Below are 18052 nucleotides of genomic sequence, written 5' to 3'. Positions count from 1 at the left end.
CGTTATTGTGTCTAACACACTACTCAAAACGCTCTTTTTTCGCATGTGTACGTGAGATCTTAGGAACCTTTCGCGTCAGAGATCTATAAGTCTCCACGATCAAATGACTAATGATGCCTTTAAAATTTGAAAGCTGCCATCGTTTATGGCAGCTCTACAAATACAATTTTATTTAGCAAACGGGTAATCTATATACCCCTCTTCACCACGGCTGTACCATGTACTCACGTTACTCTCTTGCAAAGGGATATTCTTTGCAAAGCGATCTGGAAGATCTGGATTTGAAATAAACTTCCGTCCAAACGCAATTGCATCCGCATGGCCATCTCTAATCGCAGCTTGCGCTTCTTCAAAAGAATAATCCTGATTAAGAACAAGAGAGCGATGAAAAACCTTACGAATTTCAGGAGACAGTTTAGGCTGATCGGTCGGCGCTAAAAACGTGCCAGTCGTACTATTTTCACGGAGTTCAAGCCATGCCACACCAAGCCGCTCGAGTTCTTGCGCTGCAAGCACAAAAATCTTTTCTGGAGCGCTATCAATCACGCCTTGTGAATCACCATTCGGAGAGAGGCGAACACCTGTCTTCTCTGCACCAACCGTTGCAATAACACGTTGTGTCACCTCAACAAGCAAACGCACTCGATTTTCGAGCGAACCACCATATTCATCCGAACGATGATTTGTTCCATCTCTTAAGAATTGGTCAATCAAATATCCATTAGCCGCATGAATTTGCACTCCATCAAACCCTGCGCGCATCGCATTACGAGCGGCTTGCTCATAATCATTCAAAATTCTTGTAATATCGCTTTTAGTTAAAGCGCGTGCTTTTTCGTAAGGCTTTTTACCATCATATGTATGTACTTCATCCGGTGCTGTCGTTTCAGAAGCCGAAACAGGCTGTAATCCCGTTACGGACGAATGAACAGCGCGCCCCATATGCCATAGCTGGCAGACAATTTTTCCACCTTTATCATGCACAGCTTGAGTAACAGACTTCCACGCTTCAACCTGTTCGTCCGTCCAGATGCCCGGCGCATAAGGCCAGCCAAGCCCTTCTCTGGAAATTCCCGTTGCTTCACTAATAATCAAACCGGCTTGTGCGCGTTGAGCGTAATACTCAGCCATCATCGGCACAGGCACAGCATCGCGTTCAACACGAGCTCGTGTTAATGGAGCCATAAAAATACGATTTTTTGTGATAATATCACCAATCTTAATTGACGAAAAAAGATCAGCCATGGAGAAACTCCTTTATAATAAATTATCTCACCATATAGTTCGATGTAATTGGAACAATATGAACGTTTGGTTCTATCTTCAAGAGTAAAAGGATGAAAAATATGTCATATACAGATTTGCCTGATCTCAACTCGATTGATCTTATCACAATCTTACGTGCACTCGCAGACCCTATCCGGCTTGAAATTGTCCAGCATCTTTACGTCAATGGAGAAGCTAATTGTACGGCGCTCATTGGCTCACGTCCAAAATCGACCATGTCCCATCACTTCCAAGTTCTTCGTGAAAGTGGAATCCTTCGCACACAAATTCAAGGCGTCCAACACCGCAACACTCTGCGTCTAGAAGACCTAGAAAAACGTTTTCCGGGCCTTCTACAAACCATTTTGTCTAACACCCCCTCTTGAGAGCATTTCCTCCATCAAGGGGCAATAGAGGATTCCGTTCCAAAATCGAGTTCAGAGACTATTCTCCCCTCTTCAGGGCTCCAGAGTAAAATACGCTCGCTTCCTGATTGCACCAACGTGACTGCCATCAGCCCGTCATTTCGTGATGTCACACTCAGAATGTGTTCGCCTCTTGCCAAAGGAAGAGCAAGACGCGAAAAACTTCCATGTTCTGTTGCGATTTGTTGAGAAGCGTGCTTCGGATGCATCACACGATGAACGATCACCCCGATAATCCCAACGACCCCCATGATAATAAGAACGCCCATAATGATTACAGCCGCCATTAACGCCTTTGATGTTGTAGGCTCACTCACACCTTGTTCTTCTACTAAACGTTGATTCATGTCTGATCCTGAAACTCCATTCCGCCTCATTGGTGATTCATCCAACGCAGGAACTCGCGTTGATCGTGCCTTAGCGGATGCCATCGGCACGATTTCCCGCTCACGGGTCAAGACCTTAATTGAAGAAGGTCATCTGACAGGGAATGATAAAACTCTAAAAGAGCCTTCGGAAACGCTCCGAGAGGGTATGACATTAGTTCTTTCTTTTCCTCCCCCCCTTCCCGCTCGTCCTATCGCTGAGAACATTCCTCTCGACATCTTGTATGAAGACAAAGATTTAATTGTTCTCGACAAGCCCGCAGGTCTCGTTACTCACCCCGCCCCTGGGAATGAAAGCGGAACCTTGGTGAATGCCTTATTAGGCCATTGTGGTGACGGCTTTGAAGGAATAGGTGGTGAGAAACGGCCAGGAATCGTCCACCGTTTAGATAAAGACACCTCGGGGCTGATGGTCGTTGCCAAAACCGCACTTGCCCATAATGCTTTATCGGATGCCTTTGCCGCTCGGGACATTGACCGCGCCTATAATGCTCTCGCTTGGGGAATTTTACCCCCATCGGGTGAATTTGAAGGCGCAATCGGCCGTGACAAAAAAGACCGAAAACGCATGACTGTTGTTAAGACAGGAGGAAAACCAGCCTTAACACGCTTTAAATTACTTGAAACATTCCAAACTAGTGTATCCTTAATTGAGTGTCGACTCGCTACAGGGCGAACCCATCAGATTCGAGTCCATTTGTCACAAGCAGGTTACCCTCTTGTTGGGGACCCCGTTTATTTACGCAGAATTCCCGCTGCTGCACGAGGTCTTACAAAAGAAGCACGCGAAGCAGCCCTTGATTTCCCTCGCCAAGCCCTTCACGCTAGACGTCTTGGCTTTACACACCCTCGCACAAAAGAGGTGCTTTCCTTTGAAAAAGACCCTCCATCAGACTTTCAAGACTTGAAAAAACTCTTGATCGGCACAACTTTTTAAAACCCTTGACAAATTCGGTTATACTTGTCATAAGTCAATTACTCGATGACGTGACGCAGCATCGGGTAGGATCGTACCATCAAAGATTGCCCATTAAGGGGATAGTTGGTGGGGACGTTAAGAATTGTCCTTCTCAATGCGTCACCAGGGTTTAAGGAAATTGTTCCTTCGCTGATCTGAACTGAACTTTGCTTCAAAAGATCTAAGCTACCCCGGGCGAAAGGAGTCGAAGCATATGGCATCCCCAGCCGCCATCTCAGTAGGGCCTGAAAGTAACTTAACGCGCTACCTTCAGGAAATTCGTAGATTTCCAATGCTCAGCGCTCAAGAAGAGCTTGATCTTTCTCGTCGCTGGCACACAGAGCAAGATACCAAAGCAGCCCACCGTCTGGTTACATCTCACCTACGCTTGGTAGCAAAAATTGCCATGGGGTATCGTGGTTATGGCCTCCCAATGAATGAACTCATCAGTGAGGGAAACATTGGTATGATGCAGGCTGTCCGTCGTTTTGACCCAGACCGTGGTTTCCGCCTAGCAACCTATGCCATGTGGTGGATCAGAGCGGCTATGCAAGAGTATATTCTTCATAGTTGGTCTTTGGTTAAAATGGGAACAACGGCCGCTCAGAAGAAGCTTTTCTTCAATCTGCGGCGCCTAAAAGGGCAAATGCAAGCAATTGATGATGGTGATTTAAAGCCAGAGCAAGTCAATTCCATTGCAACAACTTTAGGTGTTTCCGAGCAAGAAGTTGTTTCCATGAATCAAAGGCTATCCGCCCAAGATCATAGCCTGAACTCACCTCTCAAATTGGATGGTGAAGGTGAATGGCAGGACTGGCTCGTTGACGATAACGATAACCAAGAACAGACTTATGCTGAGTCTGAAGAGTTTACCGGCCGTAAAGCCCTTCTCGATCAAGCGCTTATGACCTTGAATGAGCGTGAACGGAATATCTTGTCCGCACGCCGTTTACAGGAAGAACCGCTTACTCTGGAAGAACTCTCTCACCAGTATAATGTTTCTCGGGAACGTATTCGTCAAATTGAAGCACGTGCTATGGAGAAGTTACAAAAAGCAATGGCGGCTGAAGTAGAACGCCGTCGTCGTGAAAATGGTCTTCATTCATAGTCTAAGTATCATGCTTATCAATAGATAGGTCGCAAGACGTATGTCTTGTGACCTTTTTTTATACGATCGATTGATAAGAAAAAATTATATTTTATATAAATTTAATAAATTTTATTTAACAAATTCTTTCCCGTATATTTCTGAAACTAAAGCCATCTCGCGCTTTATAGTCTTTGTACATAATATTCAATTTTAGGACTTAAAGATATGCCTAAACCATCTACCACCACAGGTGGCGCTCCCGTTTCAAGTGATGAATTCTCTCTAACCGTCGGTAATGATGGTCCAATCCTTCTTCATGATCATCATCTGATTGAACAAATGGCGGCTTTTAACCGTGAGATGATTCCTGATCGTCAACCTCATGCAAAAGGCAGCGGTGCGTTTGGTCATTTTGAAGTCACACACGACGTCAGCAAATATACAAGCGCTAAGTTCTTACAAAAAGGCGCCAAAACAGACGTTGTTATCCGCTTCTCTACCGTAGCAGGTGAAGCTGGAAGCCCAGATACATGGCGTGATCCACGCGGCTTTGCCGTCAAGTTCTACACCGAAGAAGGTAACTTCGATATGGTGGGGAACAACACGCCGGTATTCTTCGTCCGTGACCCCATGAAGTTCCAGCACTTCATTCATTCGCAAAAACGCCGCGCTGATAACGGCTTGCGCGATAATGATATGCAGTGGGATTTCTGGACGCTAAACCCTGAGTCCGCTCATCAAGTTGCATGGCTTATGGGAGACCGTGGGATCCCTGCAACATGGCGCCACATGGACGGCTTCTCTAGCCATACCTATATGTGGGTTAATGCCCAAGGCGAACGCTTCTGGGTGAAGTACCACTTCAAGACAGATCAAGGCATTAAGTGCCTCACGCAAGAACAAGCAGGCGAACTGGCTGGGTCAGATGCAGACTATCACCGCCGTGATCTGTTCGAGGCCATCAAACGCGGTGAGCATCCAAGCTGGACGCTAAAGATGCAAATCATGCCTTACGAAGAGGCAAAGCATTATCGCATTAATCCTTTTGATCTCACCAAAGTATGGTCTCAAAAGGAATACCCACTGATCGAAGTTGGTAAGCTTGTTCTTGACCGTAACCCACAAGACTTCTTTGCTGAAATTGAACAGGTTGCTTTTGAGCCCAACAACTTTGTCCCTGGAACAGGTTTGTCACCTGACAAAATGCTTCTCGGCCGTTCATTTGCCTATGCAGATGCGCACAGAGCACGCTTAGGTGTTAACTACAAACAGATCCCAGTTAATGCTCCAAAATGTCCTGTTCACAGCTATACAAAAGGCGGGGCAATGCGGATACAAAACGCAAGCGACCCTGTTTATGCTCCGAATACCAAAGGTGGCCCAGCGGCTGACCCTCAACGCTTCCCAGAGAATGCTGTTTGGGCAGCTGATGGTGAGTTTGTACGGTCTGCTTACACACTTCGTAAAGACGATGATGATTTCAGCCAAGCCCGCACACTTGTGACCCAAGTGATGGATGAGGCGGCTCGTGAACGTCTTGTAAACAATGTTGCTGGTCATATTTTAGGCGGAGTAGAAGAACCAGTTCTTTCACGCGTCTTTGAATACTGGTCCAACATTGATGAGAAAATCGGCCAACGTATTAAAGAAGCCGTTCTTTCTCAGAAAAAGTAATTTTACTTTTCCTTACCCCACTTTGAAGTGGGGTAAGGTTTCTCTTATGCAATTTATTTCTTGATATATTCCCTATAAACAGGCTGCCAAATGAGATCGGCCATCCTGTCCTTTAATGTATTGTCATCAATTTTTTTGCAAACACCATCTTCCTGCGCTTGTTTTGCTGTTGCTTCAGCGATGGATATCGCAACGTTTTTCAATTCATGAACCGGTGGCAGAAGATTGCCTTCTGGATCTTTCTTTAATGGAGAAAGATTAGCTAATTGCTGTGCCGCTGCCATAAACATATTTTCGGTAACGCTCGTTGCTTCGCACGCTAAAATGCCTAGCCCCATCCCTGGAAAAATATACGAATTATTGGTCTGATCGACGCGTCGCTTCTTGCCATTATACTCTATCGCAGGAAATGGGCTCCCAGTGCTGACAAGAGCACGGCCTTTTGTCCATTTCAGAATATCCTCAGGCGTAGCTTCCGCATGGGAAGTCGGATTGGATAAAGGAAAAATGATCGGCCGTTCACAATGCTCAGCCATCTCCCGAATGATATCTTCTTTAAACAATCCAGAAACCCCAGAGACACCAATCAAGATAGAAGGTTTTACCGTTGATACAACCGTAGCTAAATCATTCTGAGAGTTTTCCCAATCTGACCGGGCGAACAATTTTTGCCCAACATCCAAATTGTCCCTTTGGGTGGTTAATAAGCCATCCTTATCCAGCATATAAAACTGGCGACGGGCTTGCTCCTCACTCACCCCTTCATCACACATGACACGCACTAATAATCGAGCGATACCAACCCCGGCGGAACCTCCGCCGAGCATAACAATCGTCTGTTCGTGTAATTTACGGCCGTTTGCCTGATTAGCAGCAAGAATGGCACCGACCGCAACAGAGGCTGTCCCTTGAATATCATCATTAAATGAACAGATTTTGTCACGATACCGTTCCAAAATAGGCGCGGCATTGGGATTAGCAAAATCCTCCCATTGTAATAAAATATGAGGCCAACGTCGTTTTACTTCCGTCACAAACTGATCGATAAAAGCATCATACTCTGCACCCCGAATACGCTCATGACGCCACCCGATATAGTTGGGGTTATCTAACCTTTCCTGATTATTCGTTCCTGTATCCAAAAGAATTGGAAGCGTTTGGTTAGGTGCAATCCCTGCACAAGCGGTATAAAGAGAGAGCTTCCCAATCGGTATTCCCATACCGCCAGCCCCCTGATCCCCTAAACCAAGAATACGCTCTCCATCACTTACGACGATCACACGGACATCATCAAATGCAGGGTTAGCCAAAATATCCCTCATTTGCTCGCGCTCAGGATAGCTCAAAAATATCCCACGTGGTTTTTGCCAAAGCTCTGAGAATTTTTGACATGCCTCCCCAACCGTAGGTGTATAGACCAACGGTAACATCGCCTCGATATCCGCATCTAATAACGCGTAAAAAAGCGTTTCATTACTATCTTGAATTTCACGCAGACGAATATAACGTGCCAAAGGCGTGGGTAAATCTTTTAGGAAAAGCTGAGCCGCTTTTACCTGATCTTCTAAAGAATGCTCGGCTTGAGGCAGCGCGCCACTTAACCCAAACATACGACGTTCTGACTTGGTAAATGCCTGACCTTTATTCAAAAAAGCATTACTCAACAAATCATTTCCTGATAGCGAAACAGACATTTTTTCAGCCATCTCTTTAATACTCCACTCAAAATAATCTGTGTTATTTTATAGCATCTCCTCCTAAAAGGCGATAAAATGATATCCTCATAAAATGACAGAAACTCGCGCGCCTTTATCGTTACTATTGGATCCAACTATGCTGTATTTTTCACTAAATTATCAAAAAAATACGATCTATATGCTGATCAGCCTTGCTGCCTTTTTTCTCATGTTTACGCATATCCCTTTTGTTACGCGCATTGCTACAACCTTATTTTATACTGATCTTGGGCTTTTGCTTTTACATTTCCTTTGCTCTAAAAAAGCATCTCAAAAGCCTGACAACATTCTGGCTTTTAAGTGGAAATTTATCTCGATAAAACTCAAAGTTATTCCTCTTGAACTTCCATAACGGATAGAGGGTAGACGCCTCAAATTAATACCGGTATCGTTACAAAATAATTTTTTGACTATACTGGATTTATGATGGCAGCCCCACCCTCTCTGCTCATTACAATTTCTCAGGCTATCCTGCCGATTTTGGTAACTTTGGGCATAGGATATTTTGCTGCTTACCGCCGCACATTCGATACAGAGCAAGCTACAGTTTTAACACGCTTGGTCATGTTATACGCTTTACCATTAGAATTATTTGTTTCTATTCTCACTATTCCCAAAACTTTAGTACTCTCTGCCGGCCCTATTGCAGCCCTCATTCTCTTTGCAATGCTGGGGGGGTATCTCATCTCTTTTATTCTTCTACGCTCTTTCTTTAAAAAGCCGCTCGCTGAAGCTGCCGTCATTTCCATGACGATTACTGGCCCAGCGGTTCCTTTCATTGGGATTCCTGTTTTAGGGCAACTGTTTGGTGCCTCCAGTGCTGTTCCTATTTCTATTGCAGCTTTAGCAATGAACCTGATCCAGCTTCCCATCACTATGATTTTAATGAACCATAGTCATACCCGATCATCCCCAAAAGCGGTTCTTCCAAGCAGCAAGTTGAAAGAACTTATTGGGCATTTAGAACATGCCTGCCGGGAACCTGTTGTTTGGGCTCCTTTGTCAGCACTTATTCTCGTCTGTTTAGGATTCTCTTTACCACAACCGCTAAAAAACTCATTTATGCTCTTAGGTCATACAACAGGTGGAGCCGCTCTCTTTGCCTCCGGCGTCGTCCTGTTTGCCAGACAAATTCGTTTTAGCGCTTTGGTCGGCATTATCGTCTTTTTGCGTAATTTGCTTATCCCGTTTACTATATATCTTATCGCGCGGTCATGGGGCATTACGCATTTAGCACTTCAGGAAAGTGTCTTAACAATGGCTATTCCAAGCGCATCTATTAATGTTATTCTTGCGTTACGATACCGTGTTTTAGAACGTGAAATCGCATCTGTCTTGTTTTTTGGAACAACAAGCTCCATCTTCACAATGGCATTCTTTATATGGCTGACCCAAACATGAGTAGTTTTCTTTTTGTCTGTACTGGTAATATCTGCCGCTCTCCCCTTGCGGAACTCGCAATGCGTAAAGAGGCAGAAGAACGTCAACTCGAATTAGATATTGATTCAGCAGCAATTGGCCGTTGGCACCTCGGCTACCCGCCTGACCCTCGTGCACGTAAAGTAGCTGCAAAACACGGAATTGATGCATCCCATTTAAGAGCAAGGCTGGTGAAACGCGAAGATTTTGATCGCTTTGATTATATCCTTGCGATGGATAACACTCATCTCGTTCACCTCCAAGAAATGCAACCATCCGGCAGCAAAGCCAAGGTTTCCTTAATGCTCGACCACATCCCAAACTGGGAAGGCAAAGAGGTAGAAGATCCCTATTATGGGCCAGATAGTGGGTTTGATGTCACATGGGAGCAAGTTTCTGAAGCCTGCAAAAACTTAGCGAATAAAACCCTTGGCCCCGTTCCCTCTCGAAAATAATACCCCCAATAGAGGTTTTTAAATAAACCTCTATTGCTCTTATTCCATAAACTGCTCGGCTATAATTCGCTCTGACAACCCATGGTCTGGGTCAAAGAGTACCGTCGCATATTGTGTACGATCTTCTTTTACAACGACTTCAAACACATCCCTAATTTCATGGAAATCAGCTACCGCAGCAGTCGGCCGTTTCTCTGTATCCATCATCGTAAACTGTACTACCGCAGACGATGGCAATAACGCACCTCTCCATCGCCGAGGACGAAAAGCAGAGATCGGCGTTAAGGGTAATATATTTGCACTTAATGGAACGATTGGCCCATGAGCCGATAAGTTATACGCGGTTGAACCTGCCGGGGTCGCAACAATAATACCATCGCAAATCAACTCTTCCAGCCGAATGCGTCCATCAATTTTAATCTGTATCCGAGAGGTTTGACGTGTTTGTCGAAATAAGAACACATCATTAAAAGCTAAAGATTCATGCACCTCTCCTGTCGTGGTTGTCGCCGTCATTTGAAGAGGATGTAATAAAGAAGGCTGTGCTCTAAGAAGACGTTCTGAAAGATGATCTTCATTGGCTGTATTCATCAAGAAGCCAATCGTACCATAATTCATTCCATAAACAGCTAAATCCAAACCAAGCACACGGTGCAAGGTTTCCAGCATAAAGCCATCACCGCCCAAGCTAACGACAACGTCCGCTTCTTCTAAAGGAACCTTTCCATATCGGTTTATAAAAACCTGATAAGCTTCTTGAGCGGCTTGCGTACATGCTGCGATGAAAGCAATCTTCATAATCTCTCAGACCAACCGTCTATTTTCTTGCACCGGCATCCGTTCTCTCACCTGAGAAACCAAATCAATATCCAACTCGGCCACTCCCCAGCCCGGTTCACTTCCTAGAGATAATACAACGCATCCCCAAGGATTAACAATCATTGAATGTCCAAATGTTTCTCTTATGCTTCCATCACCGTCAACATAGCTACCCGTCGTTCCACACGCGATAACCCATGACTGCGTTTCAATCGCCCGGGCTCTAATCATCACTTCCCAATGCGCTTTCCCTGTTTGCTTCGTAAATGCTGCGGGCAGAATGATCATTTTAGCACCAGCATCCCGCAATGCTGCAAACAATTCAGAGAACCTCACATCGTAACAAATCGCTAGGCCGGTTGGAATATTGGCGATATCAACCGTCTTGATTGCATCTCCTGGAACATAACTATCACTCTCACGATATCCCTCTCCATTCGGAGTAACGACATCGAACAAATGTATTTTTCTATACCGCGCTTGTTCAACACCGTCAGGATCGAACACCAAAGACGTATTAGCTAATTTAGCGCCTTCTGATTTTGCCGTTTTTTCTCCTATAGAGCCACCATGGACCCATACTTTATATTTTTGAGCAATGCTTTTGAGTGTTTCATAAAGCACACCTCCTTTTTCTCCGTTTTGAGGAAAAAATTCAGCTGCTTTATGTTTTTGTTCAATTGTTCCCCCCAAGCAATTCCAGACTTCTGGTAAAACAACCAAATCTAATGGGCCTTGGGCACTTGCTTCATGTATAAATTTTTCTGCTTGTGCGATGTTTGCGTCTCGATCAGCCGAAGGTTCCATCTGAATTACAGCAACACGCATAAAAGCAACTCCAAAATCATATATTTTGCAGAGTAGATTAGTAAGAATTTCTTTTAAAGAAAGGGAGGTAATGTTTAATTTTTTGTTACTTCTTAAGCTTAAAAAGCATCACACTCTTCTTTGAGCCGCAATATGCTGTGATAAGACCGTATTATTCATTTTTATCTGGATATTCTTTTTCAACATATCTTTCTCAATATTATTCAAATCTGTGAGAGGCCTGTTCTGTGACGATCTAAAGACAATCTGCTGAAAATTTTTCGACGTCACTTCTATTAATCCATCAATCAGCCGATTACTCACACTTACCCCCGCTAAGGGAACCCCAGCAAAAGCAGCTTTAGTGACCCCTTCAGAACACCGGGAACAGTCTGTTTTTGAGATAATCATTCTTTGTGCACCAACTCGGCAAAATACGGCTACAATTTCTAATGTTGTACTTGGTATTTCTCCTGCGGGATGTACTAAAGTAAGTTTACTTTTTGATACTTCTTGCAAGTTTTTTAAATAGTCCAAAGCTGTTTTATCAAAAGGAGCAACGCCTGCCGTATCAATAATAACCGGCCTTTTTCCTCCATTTTGTTGACATAAAAAAGCTAATCTCTCAGGGTCTTCCGCGAACAGTAAAGTCACCTTTAAGAGATTCATACATTTCGTTAATTGTTCGAATGCACCTGCGCGCTCTGTGTCTGTTGTAATCACGATAGGCGTCAACCCTTCCTGCACACATCGTGTTGCTAAACGGGTAACAGTTAACGTTTTTCCACTTCCTGGCATACCACAAACCATTACAGGCTGTGTGAAATCAATCTTATGCAAGGATTGAACCTTTATATAATTTTCAAATATTTCTTCTGAGCTCTCTCCTGAAGAAATATATTCGTGATATAAATCATCTAAATCACGATCATTACTGATCTCTTTTTTAGAAGCTTTCATTTCACTTATAACTAAATCATTACTTTTAATATCTAAAGCATTTTCTACTCCAACGGTTAGCTCTACACCACCGCCTTCAAGCAATCTCGATGATAAAATAAGTGCGTTTTCACCGCAAAAATCGCGGACTTTTCGAACAGCAGCTGACATTGATTTTTCATATACAAATTGAATATCCACAATGTATCTCTTTTCTTATAATTTATTGGATAACTGCTATTGTTTTTACTTTGGCACGACTAGAAATCTCTGATTGTGATAAGACCATCGTATGCGGTCGAATACGTTCAATCAGTAGTCGCATAGGGCGACGAAAAGCAGCTGCAACGAGAATAACAGGTGTCTCCCCTTGCTCCAAAGCTGTGCTCAAAGCATGTCTTAACTGCACAGTTAACTGCTTCATACGGGAAGGCGAAAGCCCAAGATGGGCATCATCAACAGCCCCGCTTAAGTGATCTGACCATTCCACCTCCCAGTCAGGGCTAAGAGTAATAATTGGAATATATCCTTCGGGAGTAGTAACTGCCGCACTAATTTGACGCGCTAAACGTGTCCTTACATGAGCCGTCAAAGACGAAACGCTTTTTAACCCTTGCCCACACCCTTCTTGTACTGCTTCTAAAATACCTGACAAATCACGTATAGAAATACGTTCAGCTAATAAACTCTGCAAAATACGCTGAATAATACTAATCGATACTTGTGAAGGAATAAGATCCACAATCAGTTTTTGTTGTTCACGTGGCATTTCATCTAATAGTTTTTGCGTTTCTGTATAAGATAAAAGCTCTGACATATTTTCACGCACCATCTCTGTTAGATGGGTGACGATAACACTTGCTGGGTCGACAACTGTGTACCCTTCTAAAAGAGCCCGCTCTCTAAAAGTTTGATCAATCCACAATGCAGGCAAACCAAAAGCAGGCTCCTTTGTTTCTACTCCGGGCAGATTAGGGAGGCCTCCTTTAGGGTTCATCGCTAAGAGGCGGTTAATTTGAACCTCACCTTCTCCAACTTCAATTTCACGAATACGCAAAGCATAACTATCTGCCGAAAGATTTAAATTATCCTGTATTCTTACTGGAGGAAGGATAAATCCCATCTCGCTTGCGATCGTTCGACGTAAAATCTTTATTTGCTCTGTCAAACGCGCTTCTTCGCCGCTCGCAATTGATAGAAGATTAAACCCTAACTCCAATCTCAATAAATCTACGCGCAAACTCTCTGAAATAGGGAGCTCCATTGCCGAATTATTTTCTGGAAGGCTAATTGTATCATCTTCAAAATCATCGCTTTTCACTGGCGTCCGATACCGCCACCATGCAGCAAAGCCCGCTGCGCCTGAAAGAGCGATAAACGGCAAAGCGGGTAATCCAGGCATAATAGCCAAAACCATCGCCACGCCTGAGGCTAGCGCCAAGGGCTTATAATTGCCACCCAACTGACGAACGAGCGCAACATCCGCGGCCCCTTCAGTTCCCCCTTTTGTAACAACAATACCCGCTGCTGTAGAAACCAATAAAGCTGGAATTTGAGAAACTAGGCCATCCCCGATCGTTAATGTTGTAAAGGCCGCAGCAGCATCTGTCACTGACATCCCATGCCGGCCAATACCAATCGCTAAACCACCAACAATATTAATGGCTGTAATAATCAAACTCGCAATAGCGTCACCCCGAACGAACTTGGCAGCACCATCCATCGCACCGTAAAAGCCACTCTCTTCTTGAAGATCTTTTCGTTTTTGGCGCGCAATTTTATCGCTAATAGCCCCGGATGATAATTCCGCATCAATCGCCATCTGTTTACCTGGCATTGCGTCCAAGGAAAAACGAGCGGATACTTCTGCAATCCTGCCCGATCCCTTAGTTATAACCATAAAGTTTACAACTAAAAGAATAGAAAAAAGGATTGCTCCAATAACGACATCCCCTCCCATAAGGAAGCCACCAAACGCTGCAACGACATATCCCGCAGCATACGTTCCTTCATGCCCATGGCTTAAAATCAAACGTGTTGTCGCAACTTCAAGAGACAAACGCAGTAAAGTCGTTAATAATAGTAAGGTGGGGAAAGAGGTAAAATCTAATGGTTTAGATAAAAACAGCGCAACCATTAGAACAAGTACAGATAAAGTAACAGATAGAGAAAGACCAACATCCAGAATAAATGTTGGTAAAGGAATAACCAAAATAGAGAGCAAAGCGGCAACCGCTAATGCCAAACCAACATCTGACCCTGGGGCAGAAATCGGTAAATTTTTTAGTCTTGCAGGAGTATTTTTCTCTAAAAAGCCTTTCACTGCATCGGATGTGCGCCTGAGCGGAAGGCTTATTTGCTTTTCTATCACCTACAAGATTCCATTTACAAAATATTCTTTTTCCTTTTTCAAAATACCCGTCAAATATATAACAACTGGTTAATTAGTGTCGGTCATGAGTTATTTTTTCTGTTTTTATTATTTCCGTCATGGTAACGCCTAAGCGGCTATCATCCACCATAACAATCTCACCGCGTGCAATGAGACGATTATTCACCAATATATCAACCGGATCCCCTATCTTCCGATCCAGTTCAACAATTGCTCCACGCCCTAAGCGTAAAAGCTGATTAACAGGCATTGTTGTTTTTCCTAAAACAACACTTACCGTTACAGGGATATCGTAAATCGCCTCTAAATCTCGAGCCGTACGAGGCATATTGATTTTCTTTTCAGAACTCTCCTGCAGTTCCTCTAAATCAATATTACTTTCAATATCACTCATCAGCTCCCCTTTCACTTCCACATTCATTGAGTTGTGCTTCCATTAATGCAATAATTTCTTTGCCTAACTGCTCTCCGCTCCTTGAAAGACGGCCCTCTCCCCAAGACAAAACAAAGTCTCCCGACTTAGCGGCCTTATCGATAGAAAATGTAATATTACTCGACGTAATATTTTTCATTCTCTGAATAATAACCCCCACATCGTCTTCATTTCCTTGAATATGTATTGGAAAACCCAATCGAATGTTGGGTATAATTCTTTCAATTAACGAATCACGTTCTTTATTCCCGTAATGCTCCATAACATTAGGTAAAAGAGCACATACTTGTGAAATAATAGTTAATGCTGTTTTTTTACCAATAACATTAATAGAATTATCAATTCTATCTGAGAGGTTTTCTAATCTTCTCTCAACAACGTCTTTAATTTCTTCTTCCCACTTTTTCTTATCCTCTATTCTTCGTGCCTCCTCTTCTATTTTATAATCGTTCCAAATACTTTCCCTCCAATGTTTCATATCCTCTTCTGTATATTTATACGGAGATTCTTCTCTTGTAAGAGACGTTTCCTGAAGAACCTTAGAAGGAACAGGATGATCAAAATCTTCAAAAAACAATGTATTCATTAAATAAACTCATTATCAGATGAATCCAGATCCAATATATCAATCTCATTTTGCTCTAATAAATCCTTTGCAATTTGTACAAATTTACTTTGAGCCAAATCGACATCTTTTATTCGTACTGGTCCTAAATTATTAATTTCGTCTTCTAACATGCGCCTTGCACGCTCTGACATCGTATTAAAAAATGACTTCCTTAATCCGTCACTTGCTCCTTTAAGAGCGATCGGTAATAAATCACGCGATGCTTTACTTAAAAGAACCGTTAATCCTTCTGGAGAAAGTTTTACCAAATCTTCAAATGTGAACATCAAATTTTTCACACGTTCAGCATCATTTAAGCTTCGAACCTCAAGAGCTGCCATAAAGCGCTCTTCGTTTCGACGGTCAAAATTATTAAAAATATCAGCTAAAACTTCATAACTATCTTTTTGAGAGTTCTTAGGAGCATTCCCAACAAACTCTAAACGTAACGCTTTCTCTATACTCTGCAAAATCTCATTAGATACTTGGTGAGTATTGAGCATTCGCTCCATAACCTCGACAGCAAAATCCTCCTCAAATAATCCTAATACCTTAGCGGCATGATCTACTTTGATATACTTTAAAACTACCGCTACAGTCTGTGGATGTTCTTGTTTTAAATAATTAGCTAAAACATTTTCAGAAACATTTCCCAACTTCTCCCACATTGTGCGTCCAGCTGGTCCCCGAATTTCTTGCATAATCGCATCTGCTCGATTGTCAGACAAAGAGTTTTTTAACAATCGTTCCGTCGTTTCCAGATCACCAACAAAAGAACCTGTCGACCCCATATTATGGCTAAACTCTTTGCAAACCCGCTCAACAGTTTCTGCCGTAACAATTCCAAGTTCAGACATCGCTACTGAGATTTTTCGTATTTCCTCTTCTTTCATTTGTTCAAACAAAAGCGCACAATTCGCTTCACCAAGCGTCATCATCAAAATAGCCGCTTTTTGTGACCCAGTTGTTTCGTGCTGCAATAATTTCATATTCATAAACCTATTAATTATGTTGAGGCTTTATCCAGTCACGTATGACAGCAACACTTTCCTCAGGAGTAGATTCCACCAAATTAATTGCTTTTTTCACAAAAGATGCGTTAACAGTTCCATTGACCCCATCTACTTGTATTCTTTCTGAACCTGACTGAATTTCGGCGTCAACTATATTGTTATTTTGTGGGATTAAGGCATTTATACTACTAGTAGGCCGTTCTTTCAGAAGCGGTTTGATAATAAAAAATGATATTAATAACACCCCCAATGCAAAAATTAATAAATGAGTGAACTGTAAAAAATATGGGTTTGTAATAACCTTTTCTATAAATGTCTGTTTCTTTTCAAAGAATTTTTCATCTGTATGAGAGAACTTCATCGACATAATTGTCACACTATCCCCTCGTTTAGCATCAAACCCAATGGCACTTTTAGTTAAGGCTGATAGTCGGTTTATTTCTTCTGGTGGCAGTGAATGCCAAACAGGCTTTCCTTTCCCATCAGCACTCATCGTTCCATCAACCATCACAGCAATACTCATCCTGGAAATTCTGGGCTGATCTTGAATTAACGTTCTAACTTTCTTGCTGATTTCATAATTTTCTGTCAGCTCTTGGCGGGAGTTTTGATTTCCACTTTGAGGTTGCCCAGCACTTGCATTGGGTAAATTATTCGCAACACTGGTATTAGAATTAGCTTGAGTATTTATACTCTTTTCATTTTTTGTTTGTTGTGAACGCAGAACTTGCTGATCAGGATCATAACTTTCTTGCGTTTCCTGAACACGATCATTGTTCATCGTGATATTCGACTCTACTCGAATATGCCCCTCTCCAACAAAGGCTGTCAGCATATCCTCCACTTCTCTTGAAAGCCTTTGTTCAAGAGCTTGCCTTTGCCGATCAGGTGTTTCCTTGCCAGAAACACTACCATCACCTTGTCGAATTAAAACATGTCCATGATTATCAATGATTGAAATATTCTTGGTTTCTAAGCCAGGAACTGCAGCCGCAACTAAATTAACAATTGCAGCCACATTCTCTTCATCCAAACGACGACCACCATCTAAAGATAAGAGAACACTTGCTTGAGCAGATTGCTCCTCTGCTGAAAATAACTCCCTATGCCGAAGAACGAGATGAACACGCGCATTTTGAACACCATGTATCAAACGAATAGAACGCTCTAGCTCTCCTTCTAAAGCTCTTGTTTCGTTAATATTTTGTTCAAATTCAGTCGCTGTGAAATTGTTATTTTTATCAAAAATTTCGTATCCAACTGAACCTCCAGAAGGCAGACCGTTCCGTGCTAGTAAAAGACGTGCTGGCGCAACATCTCCTTCACTGACACGAATTTCTTGGCCTCCTTGCTGAAGAACATATCGTATATGAGCCTTATTCAGCTGCTCTACAATTTCTCCAGCTTCTCGAGGATCTAAATCACGATACAGCAAAGTCTTTAGACTTCCTGTTCCTTGAAATGCAAGGAAGCCTAAAAATACGACCATGATAGCTCCAACAATGCCTAAAGCGGCAAGACGTGGCAATCCGAGTTGCTTCAAATTCGTTAAAAGAGCCTTCACCCCTTTACCTCATCGAATCGCTCTTCCGATTTATTTTGCCACACCTCAATAATGAGCTGTTTTCTTCGC

18 protein-coding genes are annotated in these 18052 nt (G+C 42.8%); 7 read left to right on the top strand and 11 right to left on the bottom strand.

Annotation, left to right across the window (positions count from 1 at the left end; translation table 11 throughout):
* Positions 1–168: 168 nt before the first annotated feature.
* On the bottom strand, positions 169–1245 hold the full coding sequence (locus E3D00_RS07200) for an alkene reductase (RefSeq protein WP_141461256.1): 1077 nt from the start codon (positions 1243–1245) through the stop codon (positions 169–171).
* A gap of 101 nt (positions 1246–1346) precedes the next feature.
* Here E3D00_RS07200 and E3D00_RS07195 point away from each other — a divergent pair, with 101 nt between their 5' ends.
* The gene (locus tag E3D00_RS07195) at positions 1347–1652 is read left to right on the top strand and encodes an ArsR/SmtB family transcription factor (protein WP_141461254.1); all 306 of its coding nucleotides are present in this window, start codon (positions 1347–1349) and stop codon (positions 1650–1652) included.
* A 14-nt stretch (positions 1653–1666) separates the two neighbouring features.
* On the opposite strand, the gene E3D00_RS07190 is transcribed toward E3D00_RS07195, so the two are convergent.
* Complete coding sequence (locus tag E3D00_RS07190; protein WP_141461253.1) at positions 1667–2038, bottom strand: DUF6476 family protein; 372 nt, start codon at positions 2036–2038, stop codon at positions 1667–1669.
* Between E3D00_RS07190 and E3D00_RS07185 the strand changes: the two genes are divergently transcribed.
* The 3 genes from E3D00_RS07185 to E3D00_RS07175 all read left to right on the top strand — a co-directional run bounded on the left by E3D00_RS07185 (position 2037) and on the right by E3D00_RS07175 (position 5799).
* The gene (locus tag E3D00_RS07185) at positions 2037–3014 is read left to right on the top strand and encodes an RluA family pseudouridine synthase (RefSeq protein ID WP_141461251.1); all 978 of its coding nucleotides are present in this window, start codon (positions 2037–2039) and stop codon (positions 3012–3014) included. The genes E3D00_RS07190 and E3D00_RS07185 overlap by 2 nt on opposite strands.
* A 235-nt stretch (positions 3015–3249) precedes the next feature.
* Positions 3250–4143 carry an RNA polymerase sigma factor RpoH gene (gene rpoH, locus E3D00_RS07180; protein WP_141461249.1) on the top strand — a complete coding sequence of 298 codons (894 nt, stop codon included), beginning with the start codon at positions 3250–3252 and terminating at the stop codon, positions 4141–4143.
* A gap of 207 nt (positions 4144–4350) precedes the next feature.
* The gene (locus E3D00_RS07175) at positions 4351–5799 is read left to right on the top strand and encodes a catalase (RefSeq protein WP_141461247.1); all 1449 of its coding nucleotides are present in this window, start codon (positions 4351–4353) and stop codon (positions 5797–5799) included.
* Between the two features lie 53 nt (positions 5800–5852).
* Here E3D00_RS07175 and E3D00_RS07170 read toward each other — a convergent pair whose 3' ends face one another.
* Positions 5853–7505 carry an NAD-dependent malic enzyme gene (locus tag E3D00_RS07170; RefSeq protein WP_141461245.1) on the bottom strand — a complete coding sequence of 551 codons (1653 nt, stop codon included), beginning with the start codon at positions 7503–7505 and terminating at the stop codon, positions 5853–5855.
* 82 nt (positions 7506–7587) lie between these two features.
* On the opposite strand from E3D00_RS07170, the gene E3D00_RS07165 reads away from it, so the two are divergent.
* From E3D00_RS07165 to E3D00_RS07155, 3 genes are all read left to right on the top strand, one after another.
* Entirely contained in the window at positions 7588–7887 is a 300-nt protein-coding gene (locus tag E3D00_RS07165) for a hypothetical protein (protein WP_141461243.1), read from the top strand.
* A gap of 71 nt (positions 7888–7958) precedes the next feature.
* Positions 7959–8936 (top strand): AEC family transporter, encoded by a 978-nt coding sequence (locus tag E3D00_RS07160; protein ID WP_246091394.1) that lies wholly within the window; start codon positions 7959–7961, stop codon positions 8934–8936.
* Positions 8918–9409 (top strand): low molecular weight protein-tyrosine-phosphatase, encoded by a 492-nt coding sequence (locus E3D00_RS07155; protein WP_220093249.1) that lies wholly within the window; start codon positions 8918–8920, stop codon positions 9407–9409. Before E3D00_RS07160 ends, E3D00_RS07155 begins: the two co-directional genes overlap by 19 nt.
* A 39-nt stretch (positions 9410–9448) precedes the next feature.
* On the opposite strand, the gene E3D00_RS07150 is transcribed toward E3D00_RS07155, so the two are convergent.
* The 8 genes from E3D00_RS07150 to fliF form a co-directional block, all read right to left on the bottom strand.
* A complete protein-coding gene (locus tag E3D00_RS07150; protein ID WP_141461241.1) occupies positions 9449–10207 on the bottom strand; it encodes an NAD kinase in 759 nt (252 codons plus the stop codon).
* A 6-nt stretch (positions 10208–10213) separates the two neighbouring features.
* Positions 10214–11056, bottom strand: a complete 843-nt coding sequence (locus E3D00_RS07145) for a carbon-nitrogen hydrolase family protein (RefSeq protein WP_141461239.1) — start codon at positions 11054–11056, stop codon at positions 10214–10216.
* A 108-nt stretch (positions 11057–11164) separates the two neighbouring features.
* Positions 11165–12175, bottom strand: coding sequence for a flagellar biosynthesis protein FlhF (locus E3D00_RS07140; protein ID WP_141461237.1), 1011 nt, complete (start codon positions 12173–12175; stop codon positions 11165–11167).
* Positions 12176–12197: 22 nt separating this feature from the next.
* Positions 12198–14297, bottom strand: a complete 2100-nt coding sequence (gene flhA, locus E3D00_RS07135) for a flagellar biosynthesis protein FlhA (RefSeq protein ID WP_181442018.1) — start codon at positions 14295–14297, stop codon at positions 12198–12200.
* Positions 14298–14418: 121 nt separating this feature from the next.
* Positions 14419–14694, bottom strand: coding sequence for a flagellar motor switch protein FliN (gene fliN / locus E3D00_RS07130; RefSeq protein WP_408909368.1), 276 nt, complete (start codon positions 14692–14694; stop codon positions 14419–14421).
* Positions 14695–14752: 58 nt separating this feature from the next.
* Entirely contained in the window at positions 14753–15385 is a 633-nt protein-coding gene (locus E3D00_RS07125; protein WP_141461231.1) for a hypothetical protein, read from the bottom strand.
* On the bottom strand, positions 15385–16395 hold the full coding sequence (locus tag E3D00_RS07120; protein ID WP_141461229.1) for a flagellar motor switch protein FliG: 1011 nt from the start codon (positions 16393–16395) through the stop codon (positions 15385–15387). The genes E3D00_RS07125 and E3D00_RS07120 overlap by 1 nt, the downstream gene beginning before the upstream one ends.
* A 13-nt stretch (positions 16396–16408) precedes the next feature.
* Complete coding sequence (fliF, locus tag E3D00_RS07115) at positions 16409–17983, bottom strand: flagellar basal-body MS-ring/collar protein FliF (RefSeq protein ID WP_141461227.1); 1575 nt, start codon at positions 17981–17983, stop codon at positions 16409–16411.
* Positions 17984–18052: the final 69 nt, after the last annotated feature.

The organism is Swingsia samuiensis, assembly GCF_006542355.1.
Classification (GTDB): Bacteria; Pseudomonadota; Alphaproteobacteria; order Acetobacterales; family Acetobacteraceae; genus Gluconobacter; species Gluconobacter samuiensis.
Note: the sequence above shows the minus strand (reverse complement) of the source record. Positions and strands in the feature narration are given on the sequence as shown.

Excerpts from the sequence above, each read along its gene's own strand:
- E3D00_RS07200 (WP_141461256.1), bottom strand. The coding sequence starts at position 1,245 with ATGGCTGATCTTTTTTCGTCAATTAAGATTGGTGATATTATCACAAAA.
- E3D00_RS07195 (WP_141461254.1), top strand. The coding sequence starts at position 1,347 with ATGTCATATACAGATTTGCCTGATCTCAACTCGATTGATCTTATCACA.
- E3D00_RS07185 (WP_141461251.1), top strand. The coding sequence starts at position 2,037 with ATGTCTGATCCTGAAACTCCATTCCGCCTCATTGGTGATTCATCCAAC.
- E3D00_RS07190 (WP_141461253.1), bottom strand. The coding sequence starts at position 2,038 with ATGAATCAACGTTTAGTAGAAGAACAAGGTGTGAGTGAGCCTACAACA.
- rpoH (WP_141461249.1), top strand. The coding sequence starts at position 3,250 with ATGGCATCCCCAGCCGCCATCTCAGTAGGGCCTGAAAGTAACTTAACG.
- E3D00_RS07175 (WP_141461247.1), top strand. The coding sequence starts at position 4,351 with ATGCCTAAACCATCTACCACCACAGGTGGCGCTCCCGTTTCAAGTGAT.
- E3D00_RS07170 (WP_141461245.1), bottom strand. The coding sequence starts at position 7,505 with ATGGCTGAAAAAATGTCTGTTTCGCTATCAGGAAATGATTTGTTGAGT.
- E3D00_RS07165 (WP_141461243.1), top strand. The coding sequence starts at position 7,588 with ATGACAGAAACTCGCGCGCCTTTATCGTTACTATTGGATCCAACTATG.
- E3D00_RS07160 (WP_246091394.1), top strand. The coding sequence starts at position 7,959 with ATGATGGCAGCCCCACCCTCTCTGCTCATTACAATTTCTCAGGCTATC.
- E3D00_RS07155 (WP_220093249.1), top strand. The coding sequence starts at position 8,918 with ATGGCTGACCCAAACATGAGTAGTTTTCTTTTTGTCTGTACTGGTAAT.
- E3D00_RS07150 (WP_141461241.1), bottom strand. The coding sequence starts at position 10,207 with ATGAAGATTGCTTTCATCGCAGCATGTACGCAAGCCGCTCAAGAAGCT.
- E3D00_RS07145 (WP_141461239.1), bottom strand. The coding sequence starts at position 11,056 with ATGCGTGTTGCTGTAATTCAGATGGAACCTTCGGCTGATCGAGACGCA.
- fliN (WP_408909368.1), bottom strand. The coding sequence starts at position 14,694 with ATGCCTCGTACGGCTCGAGATTTAGAGGCGATTTACGATATCCCTGTA.
- E3D00_RS07125 (WP_141461231.1), bottom strand. The coding sequence starts at position 15,385 with ATGAATACATTGTTTTTTGAAGATTTTGATCATCCTGTTCCTTCTAAG.
- E3D00_RS07120 (WP_141461229.1), bottom strand. The coding sequence starts at position 16,395 with ATGAAATTATTGCAGCACGAAACAACTGGGTCACAAAAAGCGGCTATT.